Origin of the sequence: Nocardiopsis dassonvillei subsp. dassonvillei DSM 43111, assembly GCF_000092985.1 — a bacterium.
Taxonomy (GTDB): Bacteria; Actinomycetota; Actinomycetes; order Streptosporangiales; family Streptosporangiaceae; genus Nocardiopsis; species Nocardiopsis dassonvillei.
This window is the reverse complement of the sequence record NC_014210.1, coordinates 2,379,071-2,396,541: the sequence shown is the minus strand read 5'-3', so window position 1 is coordinate 2,396,541 and position 17,471 is coordinate 2,379,071. Positions and strand designations below refer to the sequence as shown.

Here is a 17,471-nt window from a genome sequence, read left to right as displayed (position 1 = left end):
ACACACCCCGCACCGTCGCCGCCGAACCTACCCGGCCAACCCCCTCAGCGCACCAGCCCGGCCCGAAAAGCGAACACCACCAGCTGCGCCCGGTCCCGCGCCCCGAGCTTGACCATCGCCCGGCTCACGTGCGTGCGCGCCGTCGCCGGGGAGACCACCAACCGGGCCGCGATCTCCTCGTTGCTCAAACCCTCACCCACCAGCCCCACCACCTCACGCTCCCGCTCGGTCAACACCTCCAACCGCGGCACCCGGCCCCCGCCCGGCTCACGCGAGACGAACGCCGCCACCACCCGCCGCGTCACCGACGGCGACAACAACGCCTCACCCCGCGCCGCCGCCCGCACCGCGGCCAACATCTCCTGCGGGTCGCTGTCCTTGATCAAGAACCCCGACGCCCCCGCACGCAACGCCTCGAACACGTACTCGTCCAGTTCGAACGTCGTCAACACCACCACCCGGGTGTGCGCCAGCGCCTCCTCACCCGCGATCCGCCGCAGCGCCTCCAACCCGTCCACCACCGGCATCCGCACGTCCATCAACACCACATCCGGACGCAGCCGACGCACCAGCTCCACCGCCTGCCCACCATCACCGGCCTCACCCACCAACTCCAGGTCCGCTTCCCCCTCCAACAGCACCCGCAACCCCATCCGCACCAGCGCCTGGTCATCGGCCACCACCACCCGCACGCTCACCGCTCACCCCCCAACGGCAAAGACGCCCCCACCACGAACCCGCCGCCCTCACCGGACCCCACCCTCACCGACCCGCCCACCGCCCGCGCGCGCTCACGCATCCCCGCGATCCCCGACCCCTCACGCACCGGCCCCACCACACCCACTCCCTCATCAACCACCCACACCCGCACCTCCTGCTCCCCGTACACCACCCGCACCCGCGCCGACGCGCCCTCACCGCCATGGCGCACCACGTTCGTCAACGCCTCCTGCACGATCCGAAACGCCGCGTGGTCCACCGCCGCGGGCACCCGCACCGCCTCCCCCTCCCACACCACCTCCACCCGACGTCCCGCCCCGCGCAACTCCCCCACCAACGCCTCCACACGCCCCAACCCCGGCAACGGACCCCGACCCGCCACCTCGGCCCCGCCCCGAAACACCGCCAGCGTGCCCCGCAACTCCTCCAGGGCCGACCGGCTGCTGTCCCGGATCGCGGCCAACGCCACCGACGCCTGCTCGGGCCGACGATCCACCACGTGCAGGGCCACCGACGCCTGCATACTGATCACCGACAGACTGTGCCCCACCAGATCGTGCACCTCCCGGGCGATACGCAACCGCTCCTCGTAGCGGTGCCGGTCCACCTCCTCCTGACGCTCGCGCCGACGCGCCTCACGCCGCGCACGCACGAACACCCCACCGCCCGCGGGAAAGGCCATCACCCCCACCGCGAACACCACCCCCACCAGCGCGCCCCCGTCAACCAACCCCCACCAGGGCTCACGCACCCGCGAGAGCAACCCCACCCCCACCACCAACGGCGCCGTCCACGCCAAGAACACCCCCGCGCCCAGCCGGATCGCGGCCGAGAACACCACCAGCGCGGGCAACACCAACACCGGACCCACCGGGTGACCCGCCCCCACGAACACCGCCGCACCCACCGCGGCCACCACCAACGCCGCCACCGGCCACACACGACGCACCGCCACCGCGCACACCAACACCCCCACACCCACCCACACCGACCAAGGCACCACCACCGCACCCCAGTCCACGTCCCACCCCGGGGGAGGCCCGCCCCGCCAGGGGCCGTGTCCGCCCCCGCCGCGCCGCTGCCACACCACCTGGCCGCGCACGAACCCCACCGCCACCGCGCCCAGCACCACACCCAGCACCAGGTCCACGACCACCCGGCGCACCCGCCTGTCACCACTCACACCACGACCCTAGGCCGCCCGCCCCCGCCTGTCGTGGCACCACAGGCGTAGGCGCCCTACGCACCCGGACGCAGCACAGGTGCCGCCCGCGGGGGGATGACCGCGACCCCCCGCCCCGCGGACAGTGAACCCATGAACACCATCACCGCAGCGACCGCCCTGGCCGCCCACCCCCACTGGGGGCAGGGACCGCCCGCCTTCGTCTTCCCCGGAGCCCTGATGTTCCTTCTGCTCACCCTCGTCCTGCTCGGCGCACTGGCCTTCACCCTGGCCCGACGCGGCCACCGCCCGCCCTGGGCGCCGCGCCCCGCCTCACCCGAGGAGGAGGCCCGCCGCACCCTGGCCGACCGCTTCGCCCGCGGCGACCTGACCGTGGAGGAGTTCATGGAACGCGCCAGCGCCCTGAACTGGACCCCCGGCCACAACGACCGCCCCGGCCGCAGGTAATCCCGCACGCCCACCAGGCCCGGCCGCGCACCCCGCACGGCCGGGCCCCCGCATGTGCCCCACAACCCACACCGATCCGGCCGGGGCACCCCCACCCATCAGCCACAATGGCCAACACACAACCCCGACCGCGAAGGCACGAGCACCACCATGCCCATCCCCAAGGCCGAACTCCACGTCCACATCGAAGGCACCCTGGAACCCGAACTGGCCTTCGCCCTGGCCCGACGCAACGGCCTGACCCCGCCCCACCCCGACGTCGACTCCCTGCGCCGCGCCTACTCCTTCACCGACCTGCAGTCCTTCCTGGACCTGTACTACGCCCTCATGGACGTCCTGCGCACCGAGGCCGACTTCACCGACCTGGCCACCGCCTACCTCGACCGCGCCGCCGCCCAGGGCGTACGCCACGCCGAGATCTTCTTCGACCCCCAGGCCCACACCGGCCGCGGCATCAGCCTGGACACGGTCGTCAACGGCCTCACGGCCGCCCTGAACACCAGCGAACACACCCACAACATCAGCACCACACTCATCCTGTGCTTCCTGCGCGACCGCCCCGCCGCCGAAGCCCTGGACACCCTCCACCAGGCCCGACCCCACCTGGAACACATCAGCGCCGTCGGCCTGGACTCGGCCGAGGTCGGCCACCCGCCCGAGAAGTTCACCGAGGTCTTCGCCGCCGCCCGCGACCTGGGCCTGCGCCGCGTCGCCCACGCCGGAGAGGAGGGCCCCGCCTCCTACATCTGGCAGGCCCTCAACCTCCTGGGCGCCGAACGCATCGACCACGGCATCCGCTGCCTGGAGGACCCCGACCTGGTCACCCACCTGGCCGCCACCCAGACCCCGCTGACCGTGTGCCCGCTGTCCAACGTGCGCCTGCGCGCCGTGCCCGACCTGGCCCAGCACCCCCTGCCCGCCCTGATGGAGGCCGGACTGCTGGTGACCGTCAACTCCGACGACCCCTCCTACTTCGGCGGCTACGTCCACGACAACTACCAGGCCCTGCACACCCACCTGGGCCTGGGCGCCGAGCAGCTGCGCCAACTGGCCCGCAACTCCTTCACCGCCTCCTTCCTCACCCCCCAGCGCAAGGCCCAGCTCATCGCCGAGGTCGACGCCCACCCCCACCCCTGGTAACGACCGCGGCCCCGCCCCGGCCCCCCGGGGCGGGGCCGCCCACCAGCACTCCTCCACCGGCGCCGCACCCGCGGACGGCCGCCTCCGGCCCAGCGGAGGCGGCCACCCGCGCCGCCGCCTCAACCCGCCCAGGTCAACCGCTGACCGTGCTCACCGGCGAAGGCCACCACACGCCCGTCCAACGCCAACGCGAAATCGGTGCCCACCGGCGGACGCGGACCCTCCAACGCGGGCAGCACCGACGCACCCTCGTTCGACACCCAGTGCCCCTCCAACCCCCGCACGGCCTCCACGAACGCATCCCGCGACGCCTCGTCCAGGTAGGCCAGCACCGCGCTGTGCATCACCACCAACCGCGCCCCCGCGGGCACCCGCGCCGCCACCGCCTCCAACTCCCGCACCAGGTCACCGGCCACCAACAGGGGAGGCTCGGCCGCCACCACCCGCGCCGCCGCCCGCAACCGCTCCCGCCGCTCGGCCTCATACGGCCCCGGCCAGACCAGCGCCTCCAACCACCGCACGTCCTCCTCGCGGCGCACGTCCAACGGGTTCAGATCGATCCCCGCCCGCCACACCACCCGCGGCACCCGCCCGGGCACCGGAACCGGACCCGAGGTCGCACACTCAAGCAGCACCGGGCTGCGGGCCGGACCGATCGGCGCCCCACCGTCGAAGGAGTAGCGGTACCGGTCCGGGTACAGGCACAACCCCGCCGACGCCCCCACCTCCACCAGCGCCAACGGCCCCTCCAGACCGGCCAGCACAGGAAGCAGGGTGGCGCACCGGCGCACCTCGTTGGTCTGGGTGTAGCGCTCCAGCACCACCGCCCGCACCTGCTCCCAGTGCTCCAGGAGCCAGGCCCGAAAATCCGCCCACTCCCCCACCGGCCCGCCCAGGAACCGCACCGCACCCAGCAACAGGTTGGGCTGGCGCTTGTTGCCCGCGGGCAGGGAGGCGACCAACCCCAGCACGTGTTCGTCCCCGACCAGGGCCCGGGCGATACGCGCGTACGCCGGAGCCGCACCCTGGGCGTAGCCGTCCGCGAAACCCCGGTACTGCCTCACGATGCTGTCCACAGACGCGTCCACGGCGGCGACATGCTCCACGGCCGCACTCCTTCACTCGGGGGAAACAGGTGCGGTGTTCCTACCCCGCCCCCGCACCCGCCGCCCCGTGACCGCGCTCACCCACCCGCCGAAGACAGCCCTCACACCCCCGCCCTTCCTGCCGCCACCGGGAACCAACCAGCCCCACCAGCCGTTCCACCCAGCGAGACCAAGGACACGAACAGATCACGAGAACTCTCACCCGCGCAGGCCAATCCCAGGCTGGTGACGACCACACCACACGAACGGACACCCGTGAGGATCTCCCACCGAGGCAAGCTCAGCCGCACCACCCACCCCAGCACCACCCCCCTGCCACCCCTGGTGGAGTTCCACGACGTGTCCCTCACCCACAACCGCACCCGCCACCTGGACCACCTCGACCTGACCCTGCACCCCGGCGAACACGTGGCCCTGGTGGGCCTGACCCACGAGGCCACCACCGCACTGACCCGCCTGCTCACCGGCCAGACCACCCCCACCCACGGACGCCTGGCCACCCACACCCGCGCCCACATCCTCACCCCCCACCCCACCCTGGCCCACACCATCACCGGCCAGAGCGCCCCCGAAGCCGACGACCCCCACCTGGCCCACGCCCTGACCCACACCCGCCTGGAAGCACACCGCCTGCACACACCCCTGGACGCCCTACCCCCCGCCCTGCTCCCCCGCGTCCACCAGGCCCGCGCCCTCTACGCCCAACGCACCAACACCCGCCTGCTCGTACTCACCGACCCGCCCGCCCACGACCACGCCCACCCGCCCGCCACCCCTGACACCGGCCTGCTCACCCTCACCCGCCAACCCACCCTGGCCCGCACCGCCGACCGCATCCTGCTCCTGTACAAGGGACGCGTCACCGAAACCGGCACCCACCACCAACTCCTGGTCCGCGGCGGCGCCTACGCACGCCTGTACGCCCTCACCGGCACCCACCGCACCACCGGCCACGCCCTAGGATGAGCACGTGGCACCCATCGTCAAGGAACTCACCGTCGGCCAGGTCGCCGAACGCGCCGGAGTCGCCGTCTCCGCCCTGCACTTCTACGAACGCCAGGGCCTGATCCACAGCCGCCGCACCGCCGGCAACCAGCGCCGCTACCGCCGCGACACCCTGCGCCGGGTCTCCTTCATCCGCATCTCCCAACGCGTGGGCATGCCCCTGGCACGCATCCGCCAGGCCCTGGACACCCTGCCCGACAACCGCACCCCCACCCGTGACGACTGGGCCCGCCTGTCCCAGCAGTGGCGCACCGAACTCGACGCCCGCATAAGCCAACTCATCCGCCTGCGCGACGACCTGACCAACTGCATCGGCTGCGGCTGCCTGTCCCTGGACACCTGCACCCTGTCCAACCCCGACGACGCCCTGGCCTCCGCCGGCCCCGGCCCGCGCCGCCTGATGGTCAACGCCCTGGCACGCGAAACAGGCTGAACACACGACACAGGCGGCGAACACCCGGTGCCCGCCGCCTGCCGTACCGCCCCTTACACCCCGGCGGCCTCGTCGCGTCCGCGCCGCGCCAACGCGTCAGCGCGCTCGTTGCCCTCGTCCCCGCTGTGCCCGCGCACCCAGCGCCACTCCACCTCATAGCGCGAGGCGACCTCGTCCAGGCGCTGCCACAGGTCCACGTTCTTGACCGGTTTCTTGTCGGCCGTGCGCCAGCCCCGCCGCTTCCACCCGTGCAGCCACGAGGTGATCCCGTTGCGCACGTAGGAGGAGTCGGTGTGCACCAGCACCGGCAGCGGCTGGCGCAGGCTCTCCAGCGCCCGGATCGCCGCCATCAGCTCCATCCGGTTGTTGGTGGTCTGCGCCTCGCCCCCGTACAGCTCCTTCTCGTGGCCGCCGTAGCGCAGCCACACCCCCCACCCGCCCGGACCGGGGTTGCCGCTGCACGCCCCGTCGGTGTAGATGACCACCCGCTGCGTCGGCTCCTGGCCGACCTCGTCCCCGTTACGCATGCCGGGCAATCTACCGCCCCCTACGGTCACGAAAAGGCCACAACTCCCGCCAACGGGGCCACAAAAGGAGCCAATCACCCCCAATGGAGCCCCCACACCCGCCACTTCGGCCCGTCAACCCAGCCAAAGGACCCCCCACAGCCACACCAACCAACCACCCCGCCCCACAAAAAAAGGGGGCGTTCCGCACCCGGAACACCCCCGCACACAGCCCCGCTCAGCCAGCCAGCTCCCGCGCCAGCTCCTCGGCCCGCTCCTCACGGCGCGCGAACACGTCGTTGGCCATCTCGTTCATCTTCTTCAGCACCCGCTTGCGCTCACGCGCACTCAACCGGTCCACGTACAACCGCCCCAACGTGTGATCGGTCTCGTGCTGCAAACACCGGGCGAAGTACCCGCTACCGCTGACGACCACGGGATTGCCGTCCCGGTCCACTCCCCGCACCGTGGCGTGCTCGGCCCGCCCCAGATCCGCGTGCGGCCCCGGAACCGACAAACACCCCTCCGACTCCACCACCACCGCGTCATCGGGATCGCGCTCGTCCAACACCGGGTTGACCACATGCCCCACATGACGCACACCATCATCATCAGGGCAGTCATAGACGAACACCCGCAGGTCCACACCCACCTGGCTGCCCGCCAACCCCACACCCTCGGCCGCGTACATCGTCACGAACATGTCGTCGATGAGCCCGGCCAACTCCGCCGAACCCCACATCTGCGGCGCCACATCCACACCACGCCGGTGCAGCACCTCCTCACCCGTCACGGTGATCCGCCGCACCCGGCCGCGCGCCGCCTCCGGAGCCCACTCGGGGAAATCCGCGACCTCCCGGCCCTGAACGACGACGCCAACCCCGCCATGCTCCGACATGGTCCTACTCTCACCACACTTCAACGAAACCAGGAGTTGCCCTGGATCAGACACCGCGCCAGGTAGTCGCGCAACGACACCACCACCAGGCGTCGCCGGTCACTCTCATGGTCCCACACCACAATCCCCGGACCGTAGTCGGTGTGCACGTAGGCGAACTGCGGCCCCATGTCGGAATCACCGAAGAAGATCATCTCGTCGAAGGGCGCGTACAGCTCCAGATAGTCCGGCTCCCGGCGCATCGCCAGGTTGTCCTCCACCAAACGCCGCGCACTCCACACCACCGCGTCCCCGTACTCGTTGGTCACCCCATCGGTCTCACGCAGCAACGAGGCCAGCTCGAAGGGCAGGGGCAGCATCAGGTGCTTCTCCACCTCGGCCAGGGTCACCTCATCGGCCGGATCGCTCAGATCGGCCTCGGGATACATCTCCAGGATCAGTTCACGCCACACACTCCTGATCATCACAGGTCGTGGCAACCCACGGGAAATCGTCGGCGGCGAGTTGCGCCAAAAACCCGAACCCGCACCCGCCGCACCACCCCAAACACCGAACACGCCACCCATATCACGATGCGTGCACAACCGATCACTATCCCACACAATGACCCCATGGCTTCCACCGCACGCATGCTCGCCACCACCGCGCTCGCCGCCGCCCTGACCGCCCTGGGCGCACCGGCCCACGCCACCACCGCGACCACCACCGCCTACCCCGGCCACACCACCAGCCGCTACGTCCCCCTCACCGACGCCACCTCCACCCAAGCCCACGAGGCCGGATGCACCGAAGGACGCACCGGCGCCACCGGCCCGCGCATCCTCTTCTTCGGCACCCAGGAAAAGGACGACACCCTCCGAGAACCCGGCAGGGCGGGAAACTCCACCACACCCCGCTCCGCCTACAGCAAGGCCGCCGCCTACGCCCACCACTGGGCCCAGGGCTTCACCGAGTGCCGCACCGACCAGGCCACCGCCCACCTGGCCCTGGGCGTCAACAACAAGGACGACGGCGGCATCACCGGCACCCACGCCGGACAGCGCTGGGCCGACCTGGTCACCACCGTCAAGGACGCCTCCACCACCGAGGCCGTCACCATCACCGCAGCCCTGGACGCCGAACCCTCCTGGTCCACCCCCGCCTGGGCCCGCGACTGGCTCGCCGCCTACACCCAGGCCACCACCACACCGCTCTACGCCGCCAACTCCGCCGACTCCTGCCCCACCACCGGCTCGGGCGACTGCGCCAACGGCTGGCGCCTGGCCGACGTCCACCACATGGCCGGCGGAGGCAACCCCCGCGTCCACGTCATCCCCCAGATCTACCGCACCGACGGCATCCAGGCCGACCAGTGGGCCAACATCAGCCGCTGGGGCCACACCAACGCCAACGACCCCCTGCGCTTCGCCGGAGCCATGTCCCAGTACACCGCCTGCCAACAGCGCACCTGCAACAACACCGACAACACCCCCCAGCAGTCCTGGGACCAACTCAAGAAGGCCCTGGACGCCCACAGCAGCACCCGCGTCAGCGACCTGGGCCCCGCCACCGACATGCGCTGGCCCTGACAGACCCCCACACCCGCCAGGAGGGCCCCCGCGCACCGCGGAGGCCCTCCCTCACACGTGCCCCCACCCCGCGCCACCACACCCGACAGGGGAGCCCTCACCACCGCACCCACACCCACGAACAGGACACAATAGACACCAGCACACGCACACGCAGGAACGGAAGAGACCACCCATGGCCACCGCACCCCACCACCGCGCAGGCCGCCTCACCACCCTGGCCTACCTCTTCCTCCTGCTCTCCCAGAACATCGCCGCCCTCCTCCTGCTCCCCCTCGTCCTGCTCTCGGCCGTACTCACCCTCACCTGGGTCGGCCTCCCCTTCGTCATCCTCACCGCCCTCCTCCTGCGCACCCTCGCTGACAGCCAACGCCGCACCCTCAGCCACCTACTCATCAAAAACAGCAAACCCCCCCGAAGCCGCACCGCCACCCCAGGCCTACCCACCCCCACCACCCGCCCCCTACACCGCCCCATCGTCTCCGCCTACCGCCCCATCCCCCCCACCGGCATCACCCGCCGCGGCACCGCCATCATCACCGACCCCGCCACCTGGAGAGACCTGCTCTGGCTCATCTCCGGAGCCGCCAGCTTCCTCCTCGTCGCCACCCCCCTCACCCTCATCGCCCACGGCATCGAACAACTCCTCTTCGCCCTCAACCTCACCGGCCCCACCCTCTACGACACCTACACCCCCACCACCACCCTCAACCAACTCATCATCCTCATCCCCGCCCTGGCCCTCATCACCCTGGGCTGGCTCCTCATCCCCCTGGCCGCCGACACCTACCTACGCTTCAACCGCCTCCTGCTCTCCCCCTCCGAAAAAGCCCGACTCACCGCCCGCGTCGCCCACCTGGCCACCAGCCGCGCCCACACCATCGACACCCAGGCATCCGAGATCCGCCGCATCGAACGCGACCTCCACGACGGCGCCCAAGCCCGCCTCGTCGCCCTGGGCATGAACCTGGGCATGGCCGAACAAATCGTCGACAAAGACCCCGAAACCGCCCGCGCCATGCTCACCGAAGCCCGCGAAACCACCCGCCACGCCCTCACCGAACTCCGCGACCTCGTCCGCGGCATCCACCCACCCGTCCTCGTCGAACGCGGCCTCGACGGCGCCGTCCACGCCCTCGCCCTCACCCACCACCTGCCCATCACCGTCACCATCGACCTCCGCGGCCGCCCCGCCGACCCCGTGGAGTCCGCCGCCTACTTCGCCATCGCCGAACTCCTCACCAACACCGCCAAACACGCCCACGCCACCCACGCCTGGATCCACATCAACCACGGCCGCAACCGCCTGGTCATCACCGTCACCGACAACGGCACCGGCGGCGCGGACCCCGCCCCCGGCAGCGGCCTGGCCGGCATCCGCAGACGCCTGGACGCCTTTGATGGCACGATGAACATCACCAGCCCACCGGGCGGCCCCACCATCGTGACCCTGGAGATCCCGTGCGTGTTGTCATCGCCGAAGACCTTGCCCTCCTCAGAGACGGCCTGATCCGACTCCTCCAGGCACACGACTTCACCGTCGTCGCCGCCGTCGACAACGGCCCCGACCTGCACACCGCCCTCACCGAACACAAACCCGACGTCGCCGTCGTCGACGTCCGCCTACCCCCCACCTTCACCGACGAAGGCCTCCAAGCCGCCATCGCCGCCCGCACCCAGATCCCCGGCCTGCCCATCCTCGTGCTCTCCCAGCACGTCGAACAGCTCTACGCCCGCGAACTGCTCTCCGACGACACCGGCGGCGTCGGCTACCTCCTCAAGGACCGCGTCTTCGACATCGGCCAGTTCATCGAAGCCGTCCGCCGCGTCGCCGACGGCGGCACCGCCATGGACCCCGCCGTCATCTCCCAACTCCTCGCCCGCCAGGACCAGAGCGGCCCCCTCGCCCAACTCACCCCCCGCGAACGCGAGGTCCTGTCCGAAATGGCCGAAGGACGCTCCAACTCCGCCATCGCCGCACGCCTCTACATCACCGAAAAAGCCGTCAGCAAGCACATCAACAACATCTTCACCAAACTCGACCTGCCGCCCTCCTCCGACGACAGCCGCCGCGTCCTGGCCGTCCTGGCCTTCCTCAACGGCCAGTAACCACCCCGCCCACACCGGTTCGGCCCCCAACACCCGCCCAGCCGGACCACACGTGTGCACCCACAGCGTCCAACACCGGCTACCGCGCCACCAGCACGGCGGTCACCGCACCCGACCCCCGGCCCAGGCACTCCACGGACACACCGGCACGGCCGCACCGACCGCCATACACACGCCAAAGGCCGCGGCCCAGACCACCCGGCCCGGACCGCGGCCACCGACACCGCCGCCTACTACCCCCTACTGCTGCTCACGCCGCACCCGGTACAACCCGTCGATCTCCTCCGCGAACGCCCGCAACACCGCCTCACGCCGCAACTCCCCCGACGCGTGCACCAACCCCGACTGCACCGTGAACTCCTCCGCCAACACATGAAACGACCGCACCGCCAGATGACGAGGCACACTCCGATTGGCCTCGTACACCAACCCCTGCACCTCACGCAGCAGCTCACGGTCCCCCGCGATCTCCTCCGGCGCCATCGCCAACGGCCGACCGTTCACCAACCGCCAGTACTCCAACTGGTCACGCACCAACGTCACCAACGCACTCGCGAACGGCCGCCCCTCCACGATCACCAACACCTGACTGATCAACGGATGGGCACGCAACCGCGCCTCGAACTCCGCCACCAGCTCCGCGTCCCCCCGCTCCACACGCTGGTCCTGCGGCTCCACCACGGCGGGCTCCCCGCCCCCAGCCGGATCCACCGCGGCGAACGCCGCCGTCACCGCCAGCATCTCCCCCGAACCCCCATCCGAGGCCGCACCGGGCTCCTGCTCCACCGAAGCCTCCAACGCGCGGCCCTCCAACGCACGCGCATCCCGCCGACGCACACCCTCCTCGGAGTCACGCCGCTGCTCCTGCACCGGACGACCCTCCAGCACACGCCCCTCAGACTCCGGCAGCACACGGCCCTCCAACGCAGGCGCCTCATCCGCCCCGCGCGCCACGAACCGCCCCGCCAACTCCTCCGTCGCCGCCTGCACCCGCAACCGGCCCGCCACACTCACGACCCCGTCCGCGTCCACCTCACCCGCGTACCCCGTCGCCAACCACCCCTCACGAAACGCACTCCGCGAGGCCTCACCCTCACCCCAGTACCCCGAGAACACCGCACCGCCGCGCACATGGATCTCGCCCTCACGCGACACCCACACCTCACGACCCTCCAGGGCACGCCCCACCGTCCCCGGAACCCGGTCCCCCACAGCACCGGCCGCGAACACACCCCCCGCCTCGGCCGTACCGAACGCCTGCACCACCGGAATCCCCACACCGCCGAAGAAGGAGTCCAACCGGTCCGACAGCCCACCGCCCCAGCACACCGCCAGATGCACCCGGCCACCGAACAACTCCCGCACCCGGGAGAACTGCCAGTCATACATCGTCCGCGACAACCGCTGCCACGCACTCCTGCGCGGCGACCGGTCGAACTGCACCGCCGACTCCACCGCCGCGTTGAACGTGCCCAACGAGTCCCACCCCGTCGAACGCGCACTCCCCCGCTCCGCATCGAAGACACCCTGCAACACCTGGGCCGAACACACCAGCACCGTCGGCTTGAACGCCTCCATCTGCCGCACCAAACCCGTCGGGCCCGCCAACCCCACACGCACACGCCCCACCATGCACGCCACCAACGAAGCCAACCCCGAGATCTGCGACAACGGCAGATCCAACAACGTGCTCGCCCGGCCCTCAGGCAACTCCGACAACCGCGGCCACATCCGGTCCACCACATCCGCCGCAGCCGACAACAACGCCCCGTGCGACAACACCACACCCCGCGTCAACCGCGACACCGTACTCACCGGATACAGCACCACCGCCACATCCTCGGCCACCGCCCCGTCCCGACGAAACCGCACCGACGACGCGTCCATATACGCACCCAGCGACACCACACCCGCCAGACCCGCGTCCATCCGCCACACCCGACCCAGGTCCGGCAACTCACGCTGCAAACCCGACACCGTGCGCAACAACCGCTCACCCTGCACCACCGCAGCCGCCGGACGCGTCTGCCGCACCACATGCGTCAAACGCTCCGCCGACACCGACTCCGGCAACGGCACCAACACCGCACGCACCGACCACACGGCGAACGCCAACCGCACCCAGTCCTGATGCGACCCCGACACCACCACGATCCGGTCGCCCTCACCCACACCGGCCGCCACCAAACCCTTGGCGACCGCCGTCACCTCCGTGGCGAACCCGCCGGCCTTCACCCGCTCCCACCGGCCGCGCTCACCGCGCACGGAGAACACCTCCGCATGGGCCTCCTCCGTGGCCACCCCGTACACCAGGTCGCTCAGCCCGGAAAGACCCCGGGCCCACATACCAGGAGTGACACTCGGACCGCCCATACCCACTCATCCTCTTGCCGCATCGGAAGACAGGCCGAACAGGCCCACCTCAATCGGGGGATTGCGACCTACTGTGCCCATTTCCCCACCACACGGCAACCCGGAACGCAGACCCGCAACGCCCCAGCACACACCACGGCCACGACCCACCCGGCCCGGCACCCCCAGGGCCCCGGCACACCCCACCCACAGCGCCCGGGCCCACACCACCGAAAAACACTCACCGCACCTTCGTGCGCACCGACCACACATACGCCAGCAGCGACAGCACCGCCACCGACACCATCACCACCGCCATACTCACCAACGACGGCTCACCCGTCTCCGTCAGCCCCGCCAGCGACGCCACACCACCGCCCAGCGCGAACTGCAACGCACCCATCAACGCCGAAGCCGTACCCGCCACCGCGGCCGGCTGCCCGTCCAGAGCCGTCACCGTCGCGTTCGGCATGATGAAACCGACACTGAGCATCATCAGCGCGAGCAGCGCCACGACCATCCACAACTGGGCCACACCCAGCACCGCCAGCGCCGCCAACACACCCACCGAGGCAAGAGCCAGCACCAGACCCATCCCCAGCCGCCGCAGCGTCTCCACACGACCCACCAGGAAACCGTTCAGCTGCGTACCCGCCATCATCCCCAGCGCGTTCACCGCGAACAGCCCCGCGTACAACTGCGGCGAGACACCGAACTCCGTCTGCGACACGAACGAGAACGCCGACACGTACGTGAACAACATCCCGAAACTGAGCCCCATCGTCAGCACCGGACCCACAAAACGCGGCTGACGCAGCAGACCACCCACCGTCACCACCAACTGACGCGGACCCTGCCGACGACGGTCCTGCACCGGCAGACTCTCCGGCAACCACACCAACACCAGCACAAAGCTCAGCGCCGACATCACCGCCAGCACCCAAAAACTCAACTGCCACGGACCCACCAGCAGCAACTGCGCACCCGCCAACGGAGCCAACAGCGGAGCCAGCATCATCACCAGCGCCAGACGCGAGAAGAACCGCACCGCGTCATCACCCGCGAACAGGTCACGCACCACCGCACGACCGATCACCGCACCCGCGGCACCGGCCACACCCTGCACGAACCGCAGCACGATGAACAACGTCACGTCCGGCACGAACACGCACAGCACCGACGTCACCGTGAACAGGGCCACGCCCACCAACAGCGGACCACGACGCCCCACGGCGTCGCTCAACGGCCCGATCACCAGCTGACCCACGGCCAGGCCCAGCATCATCGCCGTCAGCGTCAGCTGGATCTGCGCCTCACTCGTCCCCAGATCCCGCGTGATCTGGGGGAAGGCCGGAAGGTACATGTCGGTCGCCAACGGCCCGGTCGCCGTCAGCACACCCAGCACCAGCACCAGCAGCGCCACCGACTTGCGCGAGGGCGTCCAGCGCTCACCCGCCTCCGGCTCGGGGGCGGGGGAAGAAACCGGGACAGGGGAAGAGGACCTCTCGACCGCCTCCCGGTCAGGGACCGCGGAGGGGGAGTTCGGGGACTGCACAGGCACTCCAGTTCAGGAACGGGAAAAGCGCCGGAAGGAAGAACCCCGCCGACGACGGACACTTCCATCCCAACATCCCGACCCCGCGGATCGCCTCCTCTTTATCCCCCAGAACGCCTGTGATGTCCGTTACGACCCGAACGGTTACCTTACGAGCCGGTCCAGCAACCGCACGACCTCGCCCTCCGGATCCTCCGTCAGACCACCGTGGATCGGCCCCGGCTGCACGATCGTGCTCCGCGGAGCCGTCAACCACCGGAACCGCTGACCGGGGCGCTCACGACCGGCCGCACCCGCCCCCGCGCCACCACGGCACATCACCTCCACCGCCTCCAGCGCACGCCGCACACCCGCCACGTCCGCCTCAGCGTCCACCGCCAGCAACCGCCGCTCGTCCAACGCCGAACGAGCGCCCAGGAACCCCCGCTCCTGGCAGTACACGATCACCCCGGCGTTCACACACTCACCGCGCTCCAACCGCGGCACCACCCGCAACAGCGCGTACTCGAACACCGCACGCTCACGCCGCTCACCCACACGACCGGTCGTCACCGCGTCGCTGTAACGCCTCGGGGCGCTCATCCCGTCACCTCCGGCAGCCAGGAACGCTCGGCCACCCGGGCCAGCAGGTACCGCACATACGCCGCACGCACATCCCCGGGACCGTCGAACCCGGGCTCGTCCACCAGCCACTCGTCCGGCACCAACTCCACCACACGGCGCAGCAGACCCTCGTCCACCAAGGGCGCCAGGTCCGCGTCCGCGGCGGCCAGGTCCGGCGACGCACCCGACAGCACGTGGTCGGAGGCGTCGTAGGGGCGGTGCACGAACCGGTCGGCGTTGGCCCAGTTGTGGTGGAAGATCAGCGTCGCACCGTGGTCGATCAGGTAGGGGCGCCCGTGCCACAGCAGCATGTTCGGGTTGCGCCAGGACCGGTCCACGTTGCCGGTCAGCGCGTCGAACCACAGCACCCGCCCGGCGAACCCCCGGTCCACCTCGAAGGTCAGCGGATCGAAGCCCAGCGAACCGGGGAGGAAGTCCATCCCCAGGTTGAGCCCGCCGCTGGCCTTGAGCAGCTCCTGCACCTCGGGATCGGGCTCGCTGCGGCCGATCACCGCGTCGAACTCCGCCGTGACCAGCTCCGGAACGGGCAGCCCCAGGGCGCGGCCCAGCTCCCCCGCGACGACCTCGGCCACGAGCGTCTTGCGCCCCTGCCCCGCCCCGAGGAACTTGACCACGTACATCCCCAGGTCGTCGGCCTCGACCAACCCCGGGAGCGAACCTCCTTCGCGCAGCGGCAGCACGTACCGCGTCGCGACCACCTTTCTCAGCACGCGGACCAGCATAGGCAGCGCACGGAGCGCTCGCGCACCGCCGCCTCGACGGGCCCGTCGCTGAGCCGGACGCACGGGGCCGCGGCCCGCCGCCCCTCCACCGCACCGGAACCGCCTCCCGCCATCGCCGCTAAAGGACGCTGAACACGTTCTAGGCAACGTCCCCGTCCGCCGCGACACGCCGAGCGGCTTTCGAAAGGGAGATCCGTGAGGAGGGTGCGGCGTAGCCGCGCGATCTCGTCTTTCTTGTCTTTTTTTAAGAAAAGAACCACCACCTGTACGACGTAGATTTTTAACAGGAACAAGGAAGGGGTCCGGCGCCGAAACCGGACCCCTCACGCGTTTTCCGAGCCGCACGCTTCCCCCGCTAGAGGTTGTCCTCGGGGTCGTCGCCCCACTCGCCTCCGCCCTCCCCCGGCGTGGGCATGACCGGCGTCGGCTCCGCTCCCCCGTCCTCACCGTCCCCCTCCCCCGGGAGCGTCCCCGGCCCCTGCGGGCTCTCCGGGCTCTCCTGCGCCTCGGGGGGCTGCGCCGGGCTGGGCATCTCCGGCGGCGGGAACTGGAGCATCCACCAGTACAGCAGCGACACCAGCAGCAGGATGAGCACCAGCACCAGGCCCAGTCCGCCGATCAGCCACCAGTTGCTCTCCCCCGCCGCCACGGCGCTGTCCCTGCGCCCGGCCCAGGGCGCCCACCGCACCGAGACGGGGCCGCGTGAACCCGCCCAGTGCGGCATCACGACCGGGCCACGCGCGGCCGCCCTGCCCGAGCGCGCCGCCACCTTGAGGAAGTCCTCCGCCGCCGCGCCCGTCCCGTCGTGAGCGAGGGCCACCCACAGCGCCGAGCGCCCGTCCGTGCGGGCCGCGACCACGTCGGGGCTGCGGCGCACCGCCTCGGCGAACCGCTCGCGCGCGCCGCCGTCACCCGCGGCGCCGGAGTCGAGCACGGCGACGCTCACCTGGTTCCCGGACCCGTCCCTGCCCAGGTAGACCACGCCGAGGGAGGAGTCGCGCACCCGCCCCAGCAGGCGGTAACCGCCCAGTTGACGTGGATCACCCTCGTTCAGCCCCATCGTGGGAACCGCCATGTCATCCCCCTTGCCCTCCACTCCGGCC

The 17,471-nt window shown here is 70.7% G+C and carries 18 protein-coding genes; 7 read left to right on the top strand and 11 right to left on the bottom strand.

The annotated features are described in order from the left end of the window. Positions 1-44: 44 nt before the first annotated feature. On the bottom strand, positions 45-698 hold the full coding sequence (locus tag NDAS_RS09760; RefSeq protein WP_013153006.1) for a response regulator: 654 nt from the start codon (positions 696-698) through the stop codon (positions 45-47). Then, positions 695-1,903 carry a sensor histidine kinase gene (locus NDAS_RS29555; protein WP_269473038.1) on the bottom strand — a complete coding sequence of 403 codons (1,209 nt, stop codon included), beginning with the start codon at positions 1,901-1,903 and terminating at the stop codon, positions 695-697. Before NDAS_RS29555 ends, NDAS_RS09760 begins: the two co-directional genes overlap by 4 nt. A gap of 132 nt (positions 1,904-2,035) precedes the next feature. Between NDAS_RS29555 and NDAS_RS09750 the strand changes: the two genes are divergently transcribed. Both NDAS_RS09750 and NDAS_RS09745 read left to right on the top strand, forming a co-directional pair. After that, positions 2,036-2,350 (top strand): SHOCT domain-containing protein, encoded by a 315-nt coding sequence (locus NDAS_RS09750; protein ID WP_232051662.1) that lies wholly within the window; start codon positions 2,036-2,038, stop codon positions 2,348-2,350. A 150-nt stretch (positions 2,351-2,500) separates the two neighbouring features. Then, positions 2,501-3,490: an adenosine deaminase gene (locus NDAS_RS09745; RefSeq protein WP_013153003.1), complete on the top strand. Its 990-nt coding sequence runs from the start codon at positions 2,501-2,503 to the stop codon at positions 3,488-3,490. Between the two features lie 119 nt (positions 3,491-3,609). Here NDAS_RS09745 and NDAS_RS09740 read toward each other — a convergent pair whose 3' ends face one another. Then, positions 3,610-4,596, bottom strand: a complete 987-nt coding sequence (locus NDAS_RS09740; RefSeq protein ID WP_013153002.1) for a DUF2332 domain-containing protein — start codon at positions 4,594-4,596, stop codon at positions 3,610-3,612. Positions 4,597-4,851: 255 nt separating this feature from the next. Between NDAS_RS09740 and NDAS_RS09735 the strand changes: the two genes are divergently transcribed. After that, the gene (locus NDAS_RS09735; RefSeq protein WP_013153001.1) at positions 4,852-5,562 is read left to right on the top strand and encodes an ABC transporter ATP-binding protein; all 711 of its coding nucleotides are present in this window, start codon (positions 4,852-4,854) and stop codon (positions 5,560-5,562) included. A 4-nt stretch (positions 5,563-5,566) separates the two neighbouring features. After that, positions 5,567-6,034, top strand: coding sequence for a redox-sensitive transcriptional activator SoxR (gene soxR / locus NDAS_RS09730; protein ID WP_013153000.1), 468 nt, complete (start codon positions 5,567-5,569; stop codon positions 6,032-6,034). Positions 6,035-6,087: 53 nt separating this feature from the next. On the opposite strand, the gene rnhA is transcribed toward soxR, so the two are convergent. The 3 genes from rnhA to NDAS_RS09715 form a co-directional block, all read right to left on the bottom strand. Next, positions 6,088-6,561 (bottom strand): ribonuclease HI, encoded by a 474-nt coding sequence (gene rnhA, locus NDAS_RS09725; protein ID WP_019607377.1) that lies wholly within the window; start codon positions 6,559-6,561, stop codon positions 6,088-6,090. 217 nt (positions 6,562-6,778) lie between these two features. After that, complete coding sequence (def, locus tag NDAS_RS09720) at positions 6,779-7,438, bottom strand: peptide deformylase (protein WP_013152998.1); 660 nt, start codon at positions 7,436-7,438, stop codon at positions 6,779-6,781. Between the two features lie 20 nt (positions 7,439-7,458). Next, positions 7,459-7,902: an SMI1/KNR4 family protein gene (locus NDAS_RS09715; protein WP_013152997.1), complete on the bottom strand. Its 444-nt coding sequence runs from the start codon at positions 7,900-7,902 to the stop codon at positions 7,459-7,461. 165 nt (positions 7,903-8,067) lie between these two features. On the opposite strand from NDAS_RS09715, the gene NDAS_RS09710 reads away from it, so the two are divergent. From NDAS_RS09710 to NDAS_RS09700, 3 genes are all read left to right on the top strand, one after another. Then, positions 8,068-9,006: a hypothetical protein gene (locus NDAS_RS09710; protein WP_013152996.1), complete on the top strand. Its 939-nt coding sequence runs from the start codon at positions 8,068-8,070 to the stop codon at positions 9,004-9,006. Between the two features lie 175 nt (positions 9,007-9,181). Continuing rightward, positions 9,182-10,516: a sensor histidine kinase gene (locus tag NDAS_RS09705; protein WP_013152995.1), complete on the top strand. Its 1,335-nt coding sequence runs from the start codon at positions 9,182-9,184 to the stop codon at positions 10,514-10,516. After that, a complete protein-coding gene (locus NDAS_RS09700; RefSeq protein WP_013152994.1) occupies positions 10,468-11,115 on the top strand; it encodes a LuxR C-terminal-related transcriptional regulator in 648 nt (215 codons plus the stop codon). The genes NDAS_RS09705 and NDAS_RS09700 overlap by 49 nt, the downstream gene beginning before the upstream one ends. Before the next feature lie 240 nt (positions 11,116-11,355). Here the strand turns inward: NDAS_RS09700 and NDAS_RS09695 are convergent, their stop codons facing one another. The 5 genes from NDAS_RS09695 to NDAS_RS09675 all read right to left on the bottom strand — a co-directional run bounded on the left by NDAS_RS09695 (position 11,356) and on the right by NDAS_RS09675 (position 17,443). After that, complete coding sequence (locus tag NDAS_RS09695) at positions 11,356-13,461, bottom strand: AMP-binding protein (RefSeq protein ID WP_041552633.1); 2,106 nt, start codon at positions 13,459-13,461, stop codon at positions 11,356-11,358. A gap of 247 nt (positions 13,462-13,708) precedes the next feature. Further along, positions 13,709-15,022 carry a multidrug effflux MFS transporter gene (locus NDAS_RS09690; protein WP_013152992.1) on the bottom strand — a complete coding sequence of 438 codons (1,314 nt, stop codon included), beginning with the start codon at positions 15,020-15,022 and terminating at the stop codon, positions 13,709-13,711. Positions 15,023-15,166: 144 nt separating this feature from the next. Then, the gene (locus NDAS_RS09685) at positions 15,167-15,604 is read right to left on the bottom strand and encodes a DUF3037 domain-containing protein (RefSeq protein WP_013152991.1); all 438 of its coding nucleotides are present in this window, start codon (positions 15,602-15,604) and stop codon (positions 15,167-15,169) included. After that, a complete protein-coding gene (locus tag NDAS_RS09680; protein WP_013152990.1) occupies positions 15,601-16,368 on the bottom strand; it encodes a HipA family kinase in 768 nt (255 codons plus the stop codon). The genes NDAS_RS09685 and NDAS_RS09680 overlap by 4 nt, the downstream gene beginning before the upstream one ends. Before the next feature lie 355 nt (positions 16,369-16,723). Further along, entirely contained in the window at positions 16,724-17,443 is a 720-nt protein-coding gene (locus NDAS_RS09675; protein WP_013152989.1) for a protein kinase family protein, read from the bottom strand. Between the last annotated feature and the right edge of the window lie 28 nt (positions 17,444-17,471).